Below are 21,570 nucleotides of genomic sequence, written 5' to 3' on the forward strand. Positions count from 1 at the left end.
CATCGTTCTTCTCCTGCCATGTACCATTGATAATTAAAAAATATACTATCTTCGCTCTTTGGTGAACCAAAAATGTTTTTAAACACGGATTTAACTGCTTCACCTTTACCACCGGTATTATGTTTCCCTGCCTTTTCAAGTTGATCCTCAATGTACGCATTTTGCCCGGATTTAATAGCCTTGAGAGCATCAAATTCTTCCTGTACTAAAACATAGGTTGGGGTTACGCGCAGAAAATTCGCCCCAGGGAGTCCATTCATGTTTCCTGCTTGATACGATGCCATTTCTAAACCTGCTGCAGCAGTATTGGACACTTGATAAGCTACCCGCCCTGTCTGTGACATGACCATGGCGACTAATCCTACACGGCCTTTAGGCGTTTCAAGAAACTGAGGTGCTCTTGCATCTTCCAGGTTTATTCCTGTTCCTGCATAAATCAGACCTGCCTCTTGCAGGTATTGATTATCCTTTAACATCCGTTCTGTTCCTTGACCCGTTGAATGATTGCTTGCTCGAGCTACCAAATCAAAGCCCATGGACTTTACATCAGCTGCCACTTCTTTTGATCCAATTAATCCGCCAACATGTTTTTCTTGATTTCGATAGTCAGCAAAATTGGATTCCATATTTGCAAATGCGACGTCGCTGTTCTTAATCACATCCAGTATGCCGCGTACTTCAGGATCACTTAGTTGTGAAATGGGATTCGTTTGAATGATGTCTCCACCAACAGCTAAAGTGAAAGATCCTTTTATATGGATCTTAGGCAAGTGTTCATCGCGTGCCTTTTTTACAGCAGGATGCTGTGATAATTCTTTTGAAGCTAACATATTATTATTCTCTCCCATTTTAAAAACCTCCAATTTTTGATCTTATCTATTTCAATTAAGAAATAAATCCTAAATTGAAACTTTCCCAGTACTATCAATTTCGTTCTGATCTTCATTTTTATTTGATTTGATCGTAGCTGCAACAAGACAAGCAATTGCAAGAATGACAACAATCATCCCAAAAACAGCAGCATAGGATCCATTAAGGAGTGTGATTGAATAGCCCATCAAAATTGGGGCAACAATGCCTGCAGCTGATGAACCAAAAACATTGATCGCGGTAGCTGTTCCGACATGTTCCTTACGAACATATTTGAGTGCTATGGCGTAATTGATAGGCCCAATGAAAGCGGATCCAACTGTGGCTAATGTTTGATAAACAAACCCCATGGTTACAGAATTTGCTCCGTACATAAGATAAACAGTAATGGCCGTAAATATAATACTAAGAATAAGTAGAACCTTTTCGCGGCCAACAAAATACTTGTCAATTAACCAGCCAGTGAGCAATACAGCTAGGAATGCTACAAATGATGGGATTGTTAATAAGGATCCCATGGTCTTTAGGCTCAAGCCTTTTACATTTACCCAATACTGTGGGACCCAGGAATTTAACCCCCAACCAAAGAAACCGATTGCAAACTGAATGAACAGGAGCTTAAGTACTGTCGGATTTTTAAAAACAACTTTTAACGGGACTTTAGCCAGCTTTGGCGTCTCACTATTATTAACTTCTGGAATTCCACTCGCTACCCTATATAATCTATCTCTTCGATTTAGGACAGCAAGTATTGATGCAATAATTAACCCAAGAACAGCAAATATAAAGAAAGGTGACCTCCACCCATATTCCGTTATTGTAAAAGCAACAATAATTGCACCTAATGCTTGACCGAGCCCCCCTGAAGCTAGTAAAATCGACTTCGCCCTACCATAAATAGATTTCGGAAATTCTTCTGCAATAGCAACTGAACTTGCTGGAGGAAATACACCCTCTGCTGCTCCGAAGATGGAGCGAATAGCTAATAATGATGTGAAGGACCATGCAAGAGCTGTAAACCCTGTAAATAGTGACCATACAATCATTGCTAGCAGCAGAATTTTTTTTGAGCCATACTTATCAGCTAACATACCCCCAAATAAACAAACCGCAAGAGTTCCAAATGAATATGTTCCTAAAACTACTCCCATTTGTGTAGGGTTAAATGAAAACTCTTTGCTCATTGGTATCGCAGCAATATTCAAAGCTACGCGATCAAAATAACCTACTAACCACGCTAAACTTAGAACTGCTAAAACTACCCACTTATTGGTTTTCCTAGTTGCAGAGTTTTCTAACAATATAATCACTCCTTTTTCCTAGATGTATTCACGCCTCCGCAATCGTTTTCAATTGTATTCATTTGTGGGGTAAACTAAATTTATCATATGACTTATTAAAAAAATAATATATAAATTCTATTGTTTTGGATAAATATTTTTGATTCCTTAAAAAATAATCTTGTATGTCTAACTTAATCTTTTTAGATCTTCCCTCCCGTTTGGATTTTATTCCCAAGGGAACTTCATCGTTAGATGACCTGAGAATTCTTTGCTCGTTTCCCTACGAATTCTGCGGAATTCTAAACGATTCAAAGCGGTTTCGTTCAGCCTTTTCTCTTCTTCAGTCTGCGGGGTTACCTGAGGGACTGCAACGGGCCTCTTATTCTCATCCATCGCCACAAAAGTAAGAAAGGAAGTAGCCGCAATACGTCGCTCTGCTGTTTTTAGGTCCTCGGTGATGACCTTAACGAATACTTCCATTGAGCTTTTGCCAGTGTAAGTCACGAAGGCCTCGAGACAGACTGAATCGGTGGGTCGGATTGGGTACAAAAAGTCGACCGAATCCGTCGAGGCAGTTACGACCGCTCTTCTAGAATGCTTGGACGCGGAAATCGACGCTATATCGTCTATGTAAGCCATCAATTTACCACCAAAAAGTGTATTATGATTATTGACATCAGTAGGGAAAACCCTTGATGTCTTATAACACCTGGATTCTCTCACAAATCGTTTTTCCAATATAGTTTCACTCCCGCCCTATCATGGGGTAGTTCTGTCTAACATAAACCTTATGACATATCAGGTAGTGTGAGCCAAGGATAAGGTTGCTTAAAACTTAAAAAAGAGGCTGGGACGTATGAATATCCATCCATTAATCTCCTCGCTGTCCTACCGCAGGCAGCTCGTTTAACACTCCAATCTGCTCCAATTTTGCTCACATCAGCTTCTACATATAACGTTCCGGAGGGATGACCAATACTGAGACCATCTCCCGAGGCGCGTACAGCGCTAAAAGGAATGGATCCTGGAATTTTACATGCAACAGCAAGCGCTATAGCACCACTGACAGCATAGGCCTTATGCAATCTACCCATCGAAATATATCGGGAGAGAATATCTATCTCGCTATGGTCAACTAAAGTATTCGAAGATGTTATATAGGTTTTTGGTGAAGCCACAAGTGCTATTTTGGGCAAGGCATGCGTTGTCGGTTTGACCTCCTGGCCTGGTTGAAGAAAACCTATCTTTATACCTGCTTCAACCCGAATTTGCTCTAAAGTATTGTTCAGTTCTGCATTTGTATCCATTTCAGCTTGTAACTCCGTACACTGGACCCCCAAATCCTCCGCCTTCACAAATACAACAAGATTTGAGCAATCAACAATGCTGACCTCGTATGCACGCCCATCTTTTAATGTTATTGTGTCAGACGCATTTCCAGTAGGCAGTGTTTTACCTGTGAAAATACCACCCGTATCTAGGAAGTTTAACATGATTTTCGAACTACTTCCTGGAACACCATCTATGGAGAAATCCCCATCATATACAATTTTTCCTTCCTCTACTGGAATTTCAACCACAGTAATTTTACTTGAGTTTGTATTAAAGATGCGAACTTCTGTAATGGGCTCTGTTAAAGCAACAAAGCCTTCTTCAGCTGCATAAAGTCCTACAGCTGTAACAATATTCCCACAAGTAACATGATAATCAATCATCTTATTCTCTAAGCTTACTTGACCAAATGTATAGTCGATATGAGCTTCAATTCTTGATGGAGGACCTACTATAGCAAGCTTGCTTGTTAAACTAGTTCCACCACCTAGTCCATCAATTTGATTGTTATCTGGACTACCAAAAATGCGCAAGATTAGCTCATCTCGTTCCTCATCATCACTTGGAAGATCATACTTACGCAATATAATTCCTTTGCTGGTCCCACCTCTCATAATTGTTGTTTGAATCCGAATCATTTGCCCAAGATTATTCAACTCCAATTCCTCCTCTAGCAAAGACATTCTTTCTTTTGATTTATCATGTATAATATAGTACAGTCATAGAAATAAGAATAATATTTGTTTTTTATTATTAATCATTAAAAATACTTATTTCAAAGTGAGGTTTTACTTATGGAGCATAGAGACTGGGTACTCCTTGAAACGTTGTATAATGAACAAAACATCACAAAAACAGCTGAATTACTTTATATTTCGCAGCCAGCATTAACATATCGTTTACAACAATTAGAAAAAGAGTTTAATGTTAAAATTGTAAACCGGGGACGGAGAGGCATTCAATTTACACCACAGGGGGAGTATCTTGTGAAGTATGCTAGAGAGATGCTTCTGCAACTACAAAGCACGAAGCAGTTTTTGTTGAGCATGGACGATAACGTTACTGGAATTTTGAGGTTAGGAGTTTCCGGGAGCATCGCAGCTTACAAACTGCCCAATTTGCTAAAAAAATTTTTACATAAATTCCCTAATGTAGAGGTTAAGGTTATAACAAACTTAAGTTCAGAGTTGGTTCACTCAGTTTACAAACAGGACGTGCATGTTGGTATGATCAGAGGTGATTACAACTGGGCAGATGAAAAACATTTGTTGCAAGAGGAACATATCTGTATAGTAAGCAAAAAAAAGATCGAATTAACTGATCTTCCAAACTTACCTAGAATAACTTTCAAGACGGATATGTCTTTGCAAAATTCCATTGATTATTGGTGGCAAGAACATTATAAACAGCCCCCTACAATTTCAATGGAAGTCGACCGTATGGAGACATGTAAGGAGATGGCCTTAAACGAATTGGGTTATGCTATTTTGCCCATGATTGTGCTTGACGGGCAGGAAGAATTATTTAAGATCACATTAACAAATAAATTTGGAGAGCCATTATACCGAAGATCATGGATGATCTATAGAAAAGAATCACTTGATATCAAACTTATTAGGACTTTTGTAGAGTTCGTAAAACAACAAAATATATCTGACTTAGCTAGAAAAATCTAAATTTTGTTTGCCATATTTCTTCTTTTGACCCCCTAATGGCAATATCTTTACCAAAAATGGAAGAGGGCATGAACAGCAGGGGTGCACATCTTTGGACAGCTCATTTATTTGTGTATCACATTAATAATATAAGCTTTTGCCTTACACCTTGCGAAAAACCTGACGTGCTGCGTCCCTAACCCTCTATTGAAGTACCCATCTCATTGTAAAATCGCGAAGCCCTATTTTTCGGGTGGTGCCAGCTTCGCTGAGACTACCTTATAATGTAAAAAACTGCCGCCCCGTCGGGTCCGGCTGCCGTCCTGTTCTTAAATAAACCGTATTACATCCCTTTTTCTCGGTTTGGTTCAAGAGCTTGACCACTTCATCTCTATCAGTCGTTTATAAATGATAACTTTCGCTAAATTCGCTCATGGGGGCACCTTTTTTTTGGGGGATAGCAGCCTCCCCTATCATTCGTTACCGAAAACCATTTCCTTCCACAGAATTGAGAGGAACCCCGAATGTAACTCCAACAAAGTAGAGCCTTGGGTTCAAAACTGAAATCAGTACTTTGTGGGGACCCCGAAACTTATAAACTCTATAATGACAAAAAAGAGCAGGATTTCCCCTGCCCTTAACGTTCGCCAAGTCATCTAGTTCCTTCATCTGCGTATTGTATTAAATCCTACTTGATATAATTATCGCCTTTTAATGTTTTGAGGGCATGAAGGGCAAGATCGCCTGCCTTCTTCTAACTTTATATAATAACTCTTTCCAGAACCGGAAGCCTCATTTTTCCTGCTTTTGTCCAGTCCCGAAATCGAACCCCGATATGGGCGCTCGAGTTCGCTCGATCTGCGCGTGATGACGTAAACCCCGGCTCCGTTACAGTGGTTTCATATTTGATTGAGCTCCATACAAAACTAAGGCTTCCCACTCAGTTGGCCGGAATGGTCCGGGGTTCATCAAGCCACGCTGCCGAAGCTTCCACATCGTGTAAGCTCCGAAGCTCGAGTACCCAAACCCCCGTATAATCGGAGGCCTGAAGTAAATCAACCACTTCTCGCAATGGCACTGTGCCTGCGCCAAGTCTCATGTGATCGTCATGCTCCCCATTGTTGTCGCTCCAATGTATACCAACGGCATAAGGCAATACCTCCCGCAACGCAGACATGCACTTGCCTGCCCCAGTCAAATGCACATGCCCTACGTCAAAAATAATTCCGAAGCCGGAAGGCGGCAGCTTGTGAAGCACTTGAAGCAAGAAGTCTGCATCCGCACCGAGCAGTCCCGGATAAGGAGGCACATTTTCGAGCGCCATGATGATACCCGTGCCTTCGGTAATCCGCAGTGCATCTGATAGCACGGTAGCTGCCCGCGCCGCCGCCGCTTCCGTGTCGGCCCACGTCACACCGCCCTCTTCGGGAGCAAGCTCGCCGGGGTGAATGACGACATGTGTACATTCCAGCTTGCGTGCCACCTCCAGGCTGCGCTCGAGCATTTGGACGGTAGTGCGAACCTCCTCTTCCCTGATGGAGGCTAGATTCAAGCCGGTGATAGGCGCATGCAGCGACCAGATTACCCTGTGCTCCTGTCCCAACCGCTTCAGCGCATCCAGCCGTTCCTCCGGCCAGTCGAACACTTCGGCATGCCGTCCTTCACCCATAATCTCGATCATTGTCCAGCCTTCCTGCAGCAGGCGCTGCACAGCCTCCTCCAAAGGCAGCTCAATTAATGCATAGGTAGATACGGAGTATTTGCTTTGTTCCTTCATTTGAATCTCCTCCTTATGAATCCTATCCTCTCTTTCTATCAATCGGGAACTGCGTGCCTTCTTTACTTAATCCCCGAATGGATAAAGCTGTTTATGAACTGACGTTGGAACAGCAGGAATCCGACCATTAATGGAGCAATGACCAGCAGTGTCGCTGCGCTGACCTCCGTCCACTGGGCACCGATCTCATAGGATTGCGCAAAAATGGCAAGCCCCACCGTAAGCGGGCGATTCTCCACGGAGTTGGTGACTATGAGCGGCCAAAGGAAATTATTCCAATGATAGCTCACGGAGACAAGCCCGAACGCTATATACGAAGGACGCGCCAGAGGAAAATAAATCTGCCACATGATTCTCCATTTTGAGAATCCTTCCATTACAGCGGCCTCATCCAGCTCCGGCGGAATCGTCTTGAACATTTGGCGCAGCAAAAATATACCGAAGGCCGAGGCAAAATACGGGAGCATAATGCCCAGCTTCGTATCCAGCAGCGACAATTCCTTTAATACCGTATAGTTTGGAAAAATGAGTACATCGGCAGGCACCATCAATTGAACGAGGAACAGAAGAAATACGATATTTTTCCCGGCAAAGCTGACCCGGGCAAATGCGAACCCGGCCATGGTCGCCGTAACCATCTGAATTGCAAAGACACCCACTACAATCAAGATCGTATTGAAATAATACTGTGCGAACGGTGCAGCCGACCACACTGTCGCGAAGTTTTGCAAAGTAAATTCAAGGGAAAAACCCGGACTCAGCGCAATCTGCTTCGGCCGAAATGCTGTTTGGAGCATCCAAACCAGCGGCACGAGCCACAGCAGCGCGAAAAGGAAGAGGAGCCCCCGGCCCCAGGTGATCTTATTATACCGCATGGTATCGCCTGTCTTTCTGCTTCAATGATAGTGTATCTTTTTGTCCAATCCGAAAAAGTTCAACGCTGCGAACAACAGCAGCACCGCGATCATGACGACCGTCAAGGTCGAAGCCATCCCTTGATCCCAGAAGCTGAACGCCGTTTCGTAGATATAGTACAGCAGCAGGTTGCTCGCGTTGTTCGGCCCGCCCTTGGTCATGATCATAATGTGATCGACCAGCTTAAACGAATTGGTCAGCGCCACAATGGTGACGAACAAGGTGGTTGGCATGAGCAGAGGGAACGTGATTTTGCGAAAAATCGTCCATCGCGATACCCCGTCAACTTGTGCGGATTCATACAGGTCCAGCGAAATATTTTGCAGCCCTGCCAAATAAAAAATCATAAAATAGCCTGCTTCCTTCCAAATAACCATAATGACCATCGCCCACATCACAAGCTGAGACGAGCCAAGCATTTGCAGCTCCCCGACACTGATCATCTTCGTAATCCGGCTTAAGAGCCCGTACTGCGGCGTATAAATAAATAGCCAAATGTTTGCTACGGCAATCATAGGAATCATCGTCGGGTAAAAAAAGGCGGCGCGCACGAGACCGGTCCCGCGCATGGCTTTGTTGGCGAAGATCGCCATCACGATGGCTAACGCTATCGAGGTAGGTACCGTACCGATGGCAAACCACAGGTTATTGCCCATTACTTTCCAGAAGATCTCATCCTCAGCCAAGTGCTTGTAGTTGTCCAGCCCGATAAACATCGGGACCGGAGTGGCCAAATCCGCTTGGTACAAGCTCAGCTTGATCGTTTTGGCCATCGGGTAAAACGTGAATAGGAACAAAAATAAGAGCGAAGGCAGCAGCAGCAGCCAAGCAAAGGCGTTTGTTCTCCAATGTTTCTTTAACGCCGTAGCGCCCATACAGGAACCTCCTTCAGTAAAGCCGATCCATCGATAAGTGATTTGTCGAGCTGTGAAAAGAAAATGGGCTGCCGCCGCAAAGCGCAAGTATGAGCCGAAAGGCTTAGCCCCATGCAGCGGAACCCATTCCGAATGTTATTTGTTGAACGGAGCTAGCGCTTTGTCCGCTTCCTCCTGAGCCTTCTTCAACGCTTCCTCCGGCGTCGCCGCACCGGTCAGCGCTGCCTGCACCTGGTCATTCAGCGTCTTCATTACTTTCCCGTTGTTGTGTGTGGACAGCTCGGCCGCCGAATATTGCAGCTGGTCACGGGCAACAAGTGCCGCAGGGAAGTCAGCCGCGTACTTTTTCATACGGTCCGTATCGTATGCGGATTTCTTCACTGCTACATACCCGGTGTCAATACTCCATTGCGCCGCACGCTCGGTCTCGGTCATGAACTTGACGAATTTCCAGGCTGCATCCTGCTTCTTCTTGTCGATGTCCTTGAAGATGTAGAAGTTGCCGCCGCCTGTCGGACTGCCGAAGCTTGTATTTTTCGGCAAGAAGCTGACGCCGAAATTGAATTTGGCGTTCTTTTTCACATTGGACAGGTTGCCTGTCGTATGGTACATCATAGCCGTCTTCCCTTCCAGGAAGTCGGAAGGCACTGTTCCCCAATCGGTTACTCCCTCCGGCATCACTTTGTCCTTATGGGACAAGTCGTACCAATACTTCAAGCCAGCAACGTTCTCAGGTGTGTTGAACATGACCTTTTTGCCGTCCTCGGTCATCAGGTTTTTGCCGCTTTGCAGGGCGAAGGTTTGAAGCATCCAGTAGCCATAGCCTGTCACCGGAATTTCCAGTCCCCAGGTGCCGTTCTTGGTCAGCTTTTGGGCGTATTCCTTCATTTCCGCCCATGTCTGAGGCGCCTTCTCCGGGTCGAGACCCGCCTGCTTGAACATATCCTTGTTATAGTAAAGCACGATGGTGCTGCGCTGGAACGGAATGCTGTAGGTTTTGCTGCCGGTTTGGGAATTCGCCATAAATGCCGGGTAAAAATCGGACAAATACTTGTCCCCGCCCTCTTTGGCTATGTAATCGTCCAGCGGAATGACCGCGTTCATGTCCAGCAGGCTGAACAGCTCCGTCGATTGCAGCACTGCTACATCTGGCGGGTTTTTGCCTTGTACGCCCGCTTGTGTTTTCACTGCAGTATCTGCATAGCTGCCTGTATATACCGGCTTCACGGTAATATTTGGATTTTGCTTCGTGAACTCTTGCGCCATCAACTCAATGGTTGCCGTCAATGGACCGCCTACCGCGATAGGGTAATAGAAGGTCAGCTCGACTTTTTCGTCTGCTTTCGTTTCACTAGCAGGCGCGGTTGACGCTGCCGGTGGCGCTGCCTGCTTGGAAGTTGTGCCTGTTTGCCCGCAAGCCGCCAAGGTAGAGCAGCAAAGCGCGAGGCTAATCATTTTCTTCATCATGGAACTCATGGTATCTCTCCTTATACAATGAATTAGGTGCATGCATAAGCCCCGCTTCACTTTTGTCTATTCCCACTGTAACGGACAAGTGTAAACATGTGATTAGGACTGTGTGAAGACAGGGTTAAATATCGATCTCATTTTCACTTAACGCTTTAGCAATAACAGGTCACTCAGCGCATCCCATACGTAGTCCGGCTGTACCTGAAACTGGCGCAGCTGCGCCTTATCGGTGACACCCGTCAGCACTAGGGCGGTTCGCATACCGTTGGTAACCCCGAACATAATATCGGTCTCCAGACGGTCGCCGACCATTAAGCACCGTTCTGCGGACAATCCGCTCCGCTCCAGCACCATGGCGCCGTAATGAGGCGACGGCTTGCCGAGAATGACAACCGAAGCCGTACAGCTCGCCGCTTCAATCGCCTTCACAAGGGGCCATGTATCCGGGATTTCATCCCCGTCGATCGGACAGAACGGGTCCGGATTGGTTGCAATGAGCTCCGCTCCGTTGCGCACAGCTTTCATAGCCTGATGCAGCTTGTCATAATGAAAATGCATGTCCATACCAACAAGCACATGAGTCGCCTTCAACGGGTCTGCGGTAACCCGAATCTGCTGGGCTTCCAGTTCTTTCGTGAGTGCACTCTCACCGACTACGAATACTGTTGTACGCCTCCCTTGATCGCGCAGGTAAAGCGCTGAGGCATAAGCAGCCGTCATAATCTCGCCGACTTCCGCCGCAAGCCCCAGCCTCTGAAGCCGAAGGCTGCATTCAGCCCGCGTCCGGGTTGTCGTATTCGTCAAGAACAAAACCTGTTTGCCGGCTGCACGAAGCGCCCCCAATGTTTCCGGAACACCGGGAAGCAGCTGCTCCCCTAGCAGAATCGTTCCGTCCAAGTCAAAAAAATAGCCGTCAAATTCGTTCACATCCGGCAAGTTTCATGCAGCCCCCTCCCTAGAAGACAACACAAAAAACCCCCTATCCACCGAATAATACTCGTCCAAGCCAGTATTGGCCTGTACAGCTCTCATCCGGTGCATAAAGGGTTTTCTCCTCGTCTCGTACCCTTGCATCTATTCATCTTGCTTCTTGCTTACACTATAAGTATAAACGACCACTGTTATCGCAAAATCAAGGGAAAGTGAAGGATTTGTAAAAGTGCATCCCCGACTTCAGCATCTGCATTCCATTAATTGATAAAGCCTGCCTTGCCCAAGAAGCGTTTCAATAGCACAGCCGATTGCGCCCGGGTTGCAAAGCTGTGCGGATCGATCGTATCGGGTGTCATGCCGTTCATTAATCCGGCCTGCAGCGCCGCAGCCACGTCGGCCTTGGCCCAGCCGATCTGTCCGGCATCCTTGAACGCCGCCAGCATTTCCTGCTGCTTCGCTTGGGTCATTCCAGTCTCGAGCCCCACGTTGCGAAGCGCGCGGACCATCATGGCCGCTTGCTCCTCCCGCGTAATTTCACGGTTTGGACGGAACGTTCCGTCCTCGTATCCGCCAAGCAAGCCTGCGGTTGCAGCCGCTTCAACTGCTTCCGCATACCAATCGTTCGCCGCCACGTCGCTAAAGCCGGACTTGTTCGTTGCTGCAGCTGCGTCAAGCCCCAGCGCCCTTACCAGCAGTGTCGCAAACTCCGCACGGGTAATGTGACGGTCTGCGTCAAAGCGTTTCTCGTCGACACCATCCACAACAAGCTTATTGGCTAACAGTTCGATGTCATTCTTCGCCCAATGCTTGTCCAAATCGGAGAATGCCTTATGATTCTCGATAATCATAAACGCAGCTTGGTCTCTGCCGCCTTTCAACATAGCTGTCATTTGACCGTCTTTCATCGTGAACACAGCCGGAACAAACCGCAGTTGATGGCTTACCGGAACCAGCTGCACGACGGTCGCATTGCCTGGAACAACGGCTTGATCCAGTTTGATCTCTTTTACTGCCGTTTGGGTATTCATAGCAATCGCCACCGATTTCCCTTCCTTAGTAGCAGCTTCCACATCAAAGCGTACCGCTTCCGTCAATGGCTTGCCTCCAGCTGCTGCTGATAGCTTCTGTAAATCGGCAGCTTCCGTTCCTCCCTGCTTATTGGCTGTAAAGCGGATCCATACATTCTCAATCCCGGTTCCAAGTTGCTGGGCAATAGCATCCAGCTTCAATCCCGACAGCGGGATCGTATAGGAAGTCCGTTCTCCGGAAAGCTGCAGCGTTTTACCGCCAGCCTGAGCAGCCTCTGTAAGCCCTGATGCTGCAAACTCTACGGAATGGCCTGTAAATTGCACTTGTACTTTGTCGTGGGCGCCATAGGCTCGCTTCAGCTCATCTGCGTTCGCTGTCCCTTCCATAGCTGCCACAACCTGAACGGCAGGTGTTGATGCAGACGAGTCGCCGCCAGGAGTTGTTGTGCCGCCCGAGTGACTGTGTCCGCTTCCGGTGCTGCTGCCGGAATCACCATCATCGCTACCGGAATCGCCACTGTCACCGCCTCCGGTGTTGCCGCCGTCACCGCCTCCGGTATTGCCACCGTCACCACCTCCGGTATTGCCACCGTTACCGCCTCCGGTGTTGCCGCCGTCACCGCCTCCGGTATTACCGCCGTCACCGCCTCCAGTGTTGCCGCCTGCCACTTGAATTGCGATAGGCTGCGTATAAATATCGTAAACGTTGCTTTCATCCAGCGAAGCCGTGTATCTCAACAGCACATGAGCAATCCCTGCTTTCCTGGCAGTCACATTCGATCCGTTCACTTCGACTGTATCTTGTCCTCCGATCACAATTACGGCCGGCTTCACGTTCGTTTCTGTTCCTTTGTAAGATTTCACTATAGCGGATACATCTACACTTCCGTCTGCCGCAAGTTCATATTTGTCCTTCTCAGGACGAATGGATGCTGCCCAATCGGAAGCCCATAGGGAGTAATCCGTTGTGATGCCGAAAGCACCCATTTTCATAAATTTAATAAAGTCGCTCTTCTTGTTGAAGGTCCAGGGAGAAATGACGAGTCCCCGGTGCTTCGAGGCCTCCATAAAGTTAGGTCCTATCTCTCCGTAACCAGGGTTGTACGAAGCATTAATGCCTTGAAGCGCCTTTAATGTCTCACGAAGCGATTTCTTTACGTTCGTCTCATTCGCATAGCCGCCGCCGAGCAAGCCAAGCGGCATTTCCGGCATCAGCGCCGACATCCGCTTCAGCTGATTCAGGTCAAATGACATCGTATTAACGATCCCAACGGCATTTTTATCTTTCAACAGCTTAACATAAGCGTCGACCGCCGCCGGTGTTGCTGTCTTGATTTCAGCCATCACCATCGCGCCGTACTCATTAGCCAGATCAATCTGCTCATCCAGCGTAGGTATTTTGACATCCGGATAACCGGCGGGATACGGCTTGTTGGCATTAAGCTGTTTCAGCTCCGCCAGCGTATAATTTTCAATGTTTCCAGTACCGTTCGTCGTCCTTTCCAATGACCCGTCATGCAGGATTACAATATGTCCATCCTTGGAAATGTACATATCATTCTCAATAAATTCAGCGCCGGCTTTTAAGCCCTCCCGATTGCTCTCGATTGTATTTTCAGGAGAGTTCGCAGGCATTCCCCGGTGAGCTATGATGTAGGGTTTGCGGATCAGCGTCGTGTTATTGGAATACACCTTGAGCGCTTTCCAAGCCGCTTCCGGTGCAGCGGTCACAATGCCGTTGACGCCGGACGTAATCATTTGATGCATTTGGACTGTGGATTCCGGCTCCGAAGCCGTCATTCCTGCTTTAGTCCAAACCGTAATCATCCGCTGCTGCAAATAAGCGACGTTATCTCTCGAAGCCAGCTTTTGCGGCAATATCGCGATTCTGGCTTGGGCAGCAGCCGTTTGACTACGGATATCCAGCAGCTCCGCTTTCGTCAGCTTATCGTTGGCACTGAAGTCGAGAATGCCCCTGGTACTCGGGTAAGCCGTCCGCGCCCTTTGAATCAGTGCTGCTTGATCGGAAATGATATCCGCATCCTCCCAGCCTTGATCCGCCAAAAATGCCGTCAATTGATCCACGGTTGCGGCACCCGTTACATAAAAAGCAGGAATCATACGCCCGTCAATCGCGTTAAGAAGCGTGTCCAGGCTGCCAATCGTCTTTTGACCGGAGTTGTCGGTTACCTTCAACCCTTCCGTCACATGGAAAATGACGGTGGATGGAAGCATCGGCTGATTCAGCTTCACCAAATCATCGGTGCTTTGAATGTCCGTTACAATGGAAGCCGCCATAGCGATCTTCGTGTCAGGCTCCTGCACATCCGCGAAATGTCCGTTCGGAAGCGGCGGAAGTGCATCCTGCTGCAGCGTGACGCGCAGATTGTCGAGTCTCATTGTACTTCCGTTGGACTGCAAACCGATTTCGCCTTTCGCATAGGCAGTGGCCGCATCTGTATCGATAATGACCTTATTATTAATCGATTCCTGAACCCTGCTGCCGTAAGCTTTCACCGTATAGTGATACATTTTGGCCGAATCAATCGCTTCCGTATTGGAAGCCCGATCGATGACGTTCCAAGCGTTAGCCGGTGTTCTCTCCGCAAATTCGACGCCATTGGCTGCGGTCGCATCTTTTCTTACCGCCATTTGGTAATAAGGGTAATCGTGATTTTGAATTCGGAACATCAGGGAATGCCATCTTGCCGTATCGTTAGCCGCCAAATGGGTAACATCGGCTTCAATCTTATAGTTTCCGAATAAGCCCAAATAGGAAGGGAGCAGAACCCGGGAGGGGTTATCCGGTGAGGCTGCTGCATTGATTTCGAACGCCCCGTTCATTACAGCCGCTGCCGACGGTGTCGCTCCTTCCTTTCTTGTCCAGCCGGGAGGCATGGTTCCGTCAGGCAAAGCGTCGAAGCTTTCCTCATACAGCACATACTCCGCATCTGCCGCGTCTTTGGCTACGACGACCAGCGAGACTGCTGCATTATCCTTCGTTCCGGTGATCGTATAAATCCCTTTCTTGTTGATGATAAGCTGCCCACCGGATACGGCAGCATCCGGGCTGCTCGAGGTCCAGCTCAATTGATCTCCGGTTGTTGTGCCCGTCGTCAAATCGTTATACTCGGCTTTTAGCGTCACCTTGCTCAAATCGAGAGGCTGATGGGTGACTGCCAGCAAATAACCTTCGTCATGCTTCAAGGCAACTGTCTTCAAGCCGGTCAGAGAAGGCGTCACAGTAATCTCCTGCTTCGCTTCTGCGTTGGCATAGACCGCCTTTATCGTTACTTTGCCTGGCTTGAGCGGCACCAGCTGATTATTTATGATCTTAATAATGCTCTCATCCCCTGAGTACAGCTTCACGCGATCGGCTGCAACCGGCTCCGTAATTCCGTCGGAGTAATATACACTGCTTGTCACGGTCTGTCCGCCTGTCAGCGCCTCCAGTGTACTCGGCATCGTCACGTCAAACCGGTCAGCCGTAATTCGTGTCACCTTCACATTGTCGAACGAAACCTTGCTCTGGTCTGCCTGCAAGCCGATCTTCCCGCGCTCCAGCAGGTTGGTAGTAAAGCTCTTATCCATCAAAAGCGTATAAGCCGGGTCCGTCTTGGCTTTAATATATTCTTTTACATTGTTGTCGAACACGCGCACCTTCATCGTATAATACGTATTCATCGCGAGTGTCTGCCACGTTCCCGAAACCGGTGTCGGAGAAGCCCAGTTGTTATCCAGCATCCGATAAGCCAGCTCATAGGTGCCGTTGCGGCGAATCGCCATCTGGTCGTACGGATTTTTACCGTTTGCAGGCACGCGGAACATAATCGACGCCCATCTGGCATCGTTCACTACCGCCTCAAACCGCATATCCGCTTCGATGGCATAATTGTCCCATTGCACTGGAGCTGTAATCCGGCTCTGCTTGCCGGACGAGCTGCCATTGAAAGTCATTCTTCCATCACCATACGTATCCTTGACTACCGAGAACTCCGGACTTCCCGCATTCACATCGGAAATCCAGTTCGCCGGGATTTGCCCGGCTGGCACACCATCGAAATTTTCCTGCAGCAGCACCGGATTGACCGTCCCGGATACCGGGTTTGCTTCCACGAGGTTCAAGATACCGTATCCGGATGTATCGTTCCAAAAGGAGGAGGATTGGTAAGCGCTCCAGTAGCTTGACCGTTGTTCCGCCGCAGCTGTACCGTATCTATCCGTAACTCCGATCTCCATCCCCAGCTGTTTTTTCAAATTCGGATCGAAATTTAGCATATCCCACGGTATCGCTACTTCCGTAGACCAACCCGCAGGCGATTGGCTGATGGCCCGTAATATTTTTTTCTCGTCCTTCCCGCTGTGTCCGTTCAGCGCCGCACCGAAATGAAATTCCGGCGTGCTTGAATTAGGCTGGTATACAAGGCCGACCTGCATGTCGTCATTCTGATAAGGAGCGGATTGATGCAGCGTAGGATCAAGGAACACATTGATATTATCCTGCTCGAACCAATTTCCGGTTCCGTTATGTATCAAGCTGTCATCATCCGATTTCACACCGATATATAAGTACTGGTTGTCCCACAGTAGCCCGAATTTGGCGTCCTTAAACGTGCCTTGTCCGACCTGGACGGCCAGCGGTTGATCGACTTTCCACAAGCTCTCATCCAGCTTGCCGTCGATAACAGGAGCAGTTAACGTTTTGCGGACATCGAGCGATTTCCTGCCGGTATCCGCCGCTTGAGCGTGCGGAAGGGCCGCAATAGGCTGAAGAAGACCAGCGATCAGCGCAGTGACCGTAGCCATTCGTACGAGCTTGGTTGATGTTCTTTTCACGGGATCTCATTCCTTTTTTCTTATGATAGGTTCACGTAAAGCCTCTTACCGAACTGACGCCGCCTGGAATTTTTAAAAAGCTGCCCTATTTGCTTATCCGCCTCCTTTGCCTTTTACTCAACACAAAAAACCCTTTATCCAACACAAAACGAAAACAGGGATCCCTGTGACAGGGGCGTTTCCATCTGTTGCATAAAGGGTTTTCTCCTCGACTCGTACCCTCGTTATTCTTTTGTCCGTTACAAGTCCTACTCTACCAACGGTTTGTTATCGCTGCATCAACTAGTGTTGAAAAAATTGTAAATTTCCTTCCTCCCTAGGGACCCACAGATGCTTGCTGCCCATCGAAACCGCACTAGCCCCTGCCTGCAACGCAGTGTCAATCTCGCTGCGGTCTTGAATCAGCCCGCCGGCAATAATCGGCAATGAAATGCGGTTCTTCAATGTTGTAATGACGCGCGGAATCAGCCCCGGCATAATTTCCACCGCATCGGGACCGCTTTGTTCGATGTTCTGAATTCCATGCTCCAACGCCGACGTATCGATAAGAAAAAGACGCTGAATCGCCAGCAGCCCGTTCTTTTTGGCATGCTTGATGAAATGGCTTTTGGTAGAAATAATGCCTGTTGGCTTTACCCGCTCCGCTATAAATTTCATTACGATCGGGTCCCCGCCGAGCCCGTTAATGAAATCGACGTGCAAAAACACCTTTTTCCCTGCACGCTGCACTTGTGTGACATAATCCTCTACCGTAAATAAATCACCGGTCAGCAAAAATACCGCCAGCCACTCGCCACGGCAAGCTGCCGATAAATCCTCCGGTCTGCGCACAGCCGGAATGATTCTATCGTTGCCCCAATAATTGTGCAGTTCATGCTTCAAAGTATACCGCTCCCCCTTCGTTCCCATAACTCAAATTTGTTATCCTGTATCTAACTTAACAAATGATTGTTATTGGAACGTTAAAAGGGCAGAAAAAAGAGTGAAAATTTCGACTTCAATCAAATCTGATTAGCCAAGCATTCCGTCGGTCCCTTATTGAGATAAAGCAAAAAGACCCCGCACCCGAAATGGAACCAGCTTTCGGGGCTGCTGGGTCTTTGCCTCTTGCGCAGTTGTCTTAACCGGCTGCACAACCGGCAAGCTGTAAGCGGAGCCGCTTCCATTCAGGTTACGGCCGATAACCGTGATTTCGCTGATTGTCACCGTGATCAATCATGCCGTACGCCCCGCTTCGCTCATTTTTTGTTAAATAACATGGATAACAAGCTGACCCGGAGCCATTCCTTCAGAGTAGGCGGATAATACGACACGGCCTCTTTCTCCTGTAAACCGGAGGACCGTACTGACACATCCCCGATACATATGCATCCAATGCCTGTCGTAGGCTTCACTCGAGCAAAGATCCCCGTTATCAACAGCAACGATCTCAGCCGGCCCGGTTACACGAAAACTGACTTTTGAACTCTCCCGGAATACCGGTATGTCCCCGCTGTCCTTGGCACGAACGGTAAAGAATGTATGGTAGCCCTCTTTGGCTTCCAGACGGAGCTCTTCTGAATCAAAACCAAGCTTTACGGCAGGCCCTGCAGTTTTCAACGTATACGTGCATACCTCTTGCCCGCTAATATAACCTCTGACCGTTATAGTTCCCGGTGAATAGGGAAGAAAGCCTGTGATCATTCGATTGGGATAGGAGGATGGTTTATTGACATAGAACGGTTTGCCGTTCAAATCGACGGTGACTTCTTCACAGTTCGTTGCGATCATATAAGGAATCACCGTCTTGTTAAACTGCGGAAAGTTCCAATGGCTTGCGTATCTTGGGGCATCCCAATGTTCCTTGGCCCCTTCGTCCTGCAAAGAATAGTCCATCACAGCCAAATAGACCATCGGTTCCTCTGTCCAATAGCTTTGATAGAGGTAGGAAAGCGGCTTACGCTCGTTGTTCGTCCAGAACAAGGAGCCTGCCCATCCTTTGGCAGGATACCCCATGGATTCGCCCAAATAATCGATGCCTGTCCAAAGCATGCCGCCTATGACATAATCATGCTTTTCCACATCCATCCATGGGACTTCCTCACTGAAATTTTGCATCTGATCCGGATGCCCCCTGAAATATTGGAAGGTCTCCGTTCCCAATATCAACTTATCAGGAACGGCCTTATGGATGGCCGGGTACCATTGCTCCTGATAATTACAACCGATTACGTCGACAAGTTCAGCAATCCTCCGGATGCGCTCCACTCTTTCATCGGAATTATAGATTTCCGTATCGCTCACTTCATCTACGAACTGTTGAATATCCTTCACCTTGGAAAGATCCACGTTACTCTCGTATTTAAAGTGGGGGTTCATGGCATAAGAAACCGGTCTGGTATCATCAAGCGTCACAAGATGCTCCTTAAGCATTTTCAAAATCTTGAGCATGGATTCCTGCCCTTGGTTTTCAACTTCGTTTCCAACGCCCCACATAAAGATAGACGGATGGTTCCGATCCCTTCTCACCATACATTCCAGGTCGCCTTGCCACTCCGTCTCAAAGTACCTTCTATAGGAACCGCCGGTCCATTTATCAAACGGCTCTTCGTATACAAGCATTCCCAGTTCATCACATAGATCCAGAAGCTCCGATGCAGGGATGTGGTGAGCCGTTCGAATAGCATTACACCCCATGGCCTTGAATTGTAGCAGTCTCTCCTTCCAGATTTCCGATGGGACGGCAACTCCCAGGCAGCCTGCATCCTGATGAATGCAAAATCCCTTGATCTTCGTCATTTTGCCGTTGATAAACATCCCTTTGCCTGCAATCATTTGGATGTCTCTTACTCCAATCCGCAACTCATACGTATCTACGACTTGATTTCCTTCATACAGTGACAGTTCCAATGGATATAAATGCGGCTGCTCGGGACTCCACAGCTTTACCTGCGGGATTTCAATGCGGATCGTCCCGTTCTCAGATTCACCAGTCATGCGCAAAGCTCCATCTGAAATACATGCTTTTACCAAGGAGGAGACCCCTGTCATGATGGTTACTGCACCCGTATCCCCATGGATGGCTGTTTTCACTTGAATGTCTTCCGGCTTCAGGTGGTGTTTGTTGAGTTCAAGAAGCTTCACGGTCCGGTATATGCCTGCCCCCGAATACCATCTGTCTGCCGGGAAGGAAGTGTTGTCCACCTTAACCAGAATCAGATTGTCTCCTGGATGAATGTAATCCGTTATATCCAGCGTAAACCGGGAATAGCCATATTTTCGTCCGCCCGCTTCTCGGCCGTTCACCCATACCGTACTGTTCTCGTAAACTCCATCGAATTGCAGCTGGTACACATACCCCTCCCTTATCTCTTGAAATACAAGATTTCTCCTATACCAACCGATTCCCCATCTGTCCCTGAATCCTTGAGCTTCCCCCTGCTTCATATTCCGGTTAATGGGTGCGTGAATAGCCCAATCATGAGGCAGGTTGACCGCTTCGAAGTTAGAATCTTCAGGCTCTTTTAACGTAAATTCCCATCCATTCATTAATTGGATCTCGTTCCGGCTCATAATGAATATCATCCTTTCGTTGCCGTCGTGGCGATTTCTTTGTTATATTCAAATTATAGAGTTCAATAATCAGCCGAACAATCTAACAATTTTAAGTATCTTATCAAAATATTAAGGTGATCTAATGATTAAGAGACGCATACCTATCATTACGGAATCCGATAAGGAACTCCCCTATTATCTTGTAGATGTGGGATCCAATTGGAATCAGGAGCATGTCGTACGTCCGAATGGATATTTGTATCAGTGGATTCAGTGCATTGAGGGAGAGGGGGAGCTTCTGACGGAGGGACGAACCTTTCGAGTGAAGGAAGGTATGGCGATGCTTTTGTTCAAAGGAACCCCCCACGAGTATTATGCCATTAGTCCTTCCTGGATTGTAGATTGGATGGTTTTCGACGGTCATCAAGTAGAAGACTTTTTAGTGAAAACGGCCGGGATTACAAAATCCGGTGTGTTATATATATCCAGGCCCGATATGTTTTTATCCAAAATTCAAAGTGTGCTGGACATTGAACAATCGGATTCCGCTTTAAAAAGCATCCAATGCTCCAGCGTGATCTATTCCCTACTCACGGACTTGTTGCAGTATACCTCTGTAAATCCTAACAATAGCGCGTCTAATCTGCATTTCAAGCTTAAGCCATTATTCCTTTATATTGATCAAAACTTTAATATGCCTCTCACTTTGGAAGCCATGGCTGAGATTACCGGAATGACGCCGCAGCACTTATGTACCGTATTTAAAAAAGCAACGAATATAAGAATCTTCCAGTATATTAATTCCGTTAGAATTAATAAAAGCAAGGAGCTCCTCTTGCAAAACCCGCAGATGCATATAAGGGAGATTGCCTTTTTGTCCGGTTTTGAGGATGCGAACTACTTCAGCTACGTCTTTAAACAGCTGGAGCATTTAAGTCCCAGCCAGTTCAGAAGGATCCATCATTAAGAGGAACTAGATCCGCAAGTGAAGCAGCAATCTTCTTTGAAATGTAAAAAGAGCAGATAAGACCTTTCTCTTATCAGCTCTTTTTGCTACCTGTT

General features: G+C 47.4%; 15 protein-coding genes. 2 read left to right on the forward strand and 13 right to left on the reverse strand.

The window, feature by feature from the left end; translation table 11 throughout:
- The 4 genes from ABEA66_RS05055 to ABEA66_RS05070 form a co-directional block, all read right to left on the reverse strand.
- A partial coding sequence (locus tag ABEA66_RS05055; protein WP_345586641.1) for a CapA family protein occupies positions 1 to 848 on the reverse strand: 848 nt, incomplete at its 3' end.
- Between the two features lie 51 nt (positions 849 to 899).
- Complete coding sequence (locus tag ABEA66_RS05060; RefSeq protein ID WP_345586644.1) at positions 900 to 2,171, reverse strand: MFS transporter; 1,272 nt, start codon at positions 2,169 to 2,171, stop codon at positions 900 to 902.
- A 207-nt stretch (positions 2,172 to 2,378) separates the two neighbouring features.
- A complete protein-coding gene (locus ABEA66_RS05065; protein ID WP_345586646.1) occupies positions 2,379 to 2,891 on the reverse strand; it encodes an acyl-CoA thioesterase in 513 nt (170 codons plus the stop codon).
- Positions 2,892 to 2,941: 50 nt separating this feature from the next.
- Positions 2,942 to 4,141, reverse strand: a complete 1,200-nt coding sequence (locus tag ABEA66_RS05070) for a 2-methylaconitate cis-trans isomerase PrpF family protein (protein ID WP_345586648.1) — start codon at positions 4,139 to 4,141, stop codon at positions 2,942 to 2,944.
- A gap of 138 nt (positions 4,142 to 4,279) precedes the next feature.
- Here ABEA66_RS05070 and ABEA66_RS05075 point away from each other — a divergent pair, with 138 nt between their 5' ends.
- Entirely contained in the window at positions 4,280 to 5,161 is an 882-nt protein-coding gene (locus ABEA66_RS05075) for a LysR family transcriptional regulator (protein ID WP_345586650.1), read from the forward strand.
- A gap of 919 nt (positions 5,162 to 6,080) precedes the next feature.
- On the opposite strand, the gene ABEA66_RS05080 is transcribed toward ABEA66_RS05075, so the two are convergent.
- From ABEA66_RS05080 to ABEA66_RS05120, 9 genes are all read right to left on the reverse strand, one after another.
- The gene (locus ABEA66_RS05080) at positions 6,081 to 6,917 is read right to left on the reverse strand and encodes a sugar phosphate isomerase/epimerase family protein (RefSeq protein ID WP_345586652.1); all 837 of its coding nucleotides are present in this window, start codon (positions 6,915 to 6,917) and stop codon (positions 6,081 to 6,083) included.
- 62 nt (positions 6,918 to 6,979) lie between these two features.
- Entirely contained in the window at positions 6,980 to 7,792 is an 813-nt protein-coding gene (locus tag ABEA66_RS05085; RefSeq protein WP_345586654.1) for a carbohydrate ABC transporter permease, read from the reverse strand.
- A 21-nt stretch (positions 7,793 to 7,813) separates the two neighbouring features.
- Entirely contained in the window at positions 7,814 to 8,707 is an 894-nt protein-coding gene (locus ABEA66_RS05090) for a carbohydrate ABC transporter permease (RefSeq protein WP_345586656.1), read from the reverse strand.
- A gap of 135 nt (positions 8,708 to 8,842) precedes the next feature.
- Positions 8,843 to 10,183 (reverse strand): ABC transporter substrate-binding protein, encoded by a 1,341-nt coding sequence (locus ABEA66_RS05095; protein WP_345586658.1) that lies wholly within the window; start codon positions 10,181 to 10,183, stop codon positions 8,843 to 8,845.
- Positions 10,184 to 10,321: 138 nt separating this feature from the next.
- On the reverse strand, positions 10,322 to 11,104 hold the full coding sequence (locus ABEA66_RS05100; RefSeq protein ID WP_306293507.1) for an HAD-IIA family hydrolase: 783 nt from the start codon (positions 11,102 to 11,104) through the stop codon (positions 10,322 to 10,324).
- A gap of 263 nt (positions 11,105 to 11,367) precedes the next feature.
- Entirely contained in the window at positions 11,368 to 16,974 is a 5,607-nt protein-coding gene (locus ABEA66_RS05105; RefSeq protein WP_345586660.1) for a glycerophosphodiester phosphodiesterase family protein, read from the reverse strand.
- A gap of 282 nt (positions 16,975 to 17,256) precedes the next feature.
- A complete protein-coding gene (locus tag ABEA66_RS05110; RefSeq protein WP_225947853.1) occupies positions 17,257 to 17,856 on the reverse strand; it encodes a glycerol-3-phosphate responsive antiterminator in 600 nt (199 codons plus the stop codon).
- Positions 17,857 to 18,009: 153 nt separating this feature from the next.
- Positions 18,010 to 18,189: a hypothetical protein gene (locus ABEA66_RS05115; protein ID WP_345586664.1), complete on the reverse strand. Its 180-nt coding sequence runs from the start codon at positions 18,187 to 18,189 to the stop codon at positions 18,010 to 18,012.
- Positions 18,190 to 18,222: 33 nt separating this feature from the next.
- On the reverse strand, positions 18,223 to 20,526 hold the full coding sequence (locus ABEA66_RS05120) for a glycoside hydrolase family 2 TIM barrel-domain containing protein (protein ID WP_345586666.1): 2,304 nt from the start codon (positions 20,524 to 20,526) through the stop codon (positions 18,223 to 18,225).
- A gap of 124 nt (positions 20,527 to 20,650) precedes the next feature.
- Between ABEA66_RS05120 and ABEA66_RS05125 the strand changes: the two genes are divergently transcribed.
- Positions 20,651 to 21,475, forward strand: a complete 825-nt coding sequence (locus tag ABEA66_RS05125; RefSeq protein WP_345586668.1) for an AraC family transcriptional regulator — start codon at positions 20,651 to 20,653, stop codon at positions 21,473 to 21,475.
- The last annotated feature ends 95 nt before the right edge of the window (positions 21,476 to 21,570 follow it).

The sequence above is a fragment of the Paenibacillus vulneris genome, assembly GCF_039543185.1.
Classification (GTDB): Bacteria; Bacillota; Bacilli; order Paenibacillales; family NBRC-103111; genus Paenibacillus_S; species Paenibacillus_S vulneris.

Bases quoted from the DNA above. Each gene is read 5' to 3' on its own strand.
- ABEA66_RS05090 (WP_345586656.1), bottom strand. From the start codon at position 8,707: ATGGGCGCTACGGCGTTAAAGAAACATTGGAGAACAAACGCCTTTGCT.
- ABEA66_RS05075 (WP_345586650.1), top strand. From the start codon at position 4,280: ATGGAGCATAGAGACTGGGTACTCCTTGAAACGTTGTATAATGAACAA.
- ABEA66_RS05120 (WP_345586666.1), bottom strand. From the start codon at position 20,526: ATGAGCCGGAACGAGATCCAATTAATGAATGGATGGGAATTTACGTTA.
- ABEA66_RS05125 (WP_345586668.1), top strand. From the start codon at position 20,651: ATGATTAAGAGACGCATACCTATCATTACGGAATCCGATAAGGAACTC.
- ABEA66_RS05080 (WP_345586652.1), bottom strand. From the start codon at position 6,917: ATGAAGGAACAAAGCAAATACTCCGTATCTACCTATGCATTAATTGAG.
- ABEA66_RS05095 (WP_345586658.1), bottom strand. From the start codon at position 10,183: ATGAGTTCCATGATGAAGAAAATGATTAGCCTCGCGCTTTGCTGCTCT.
- ABEA66_RS05085 (WP_345586654.1), bottom strand. From the start codon at position 7,792: ATGCGGTATAATAAGATCACCTGGGGCCGGGGGCTCCTCTTCCTTTTC.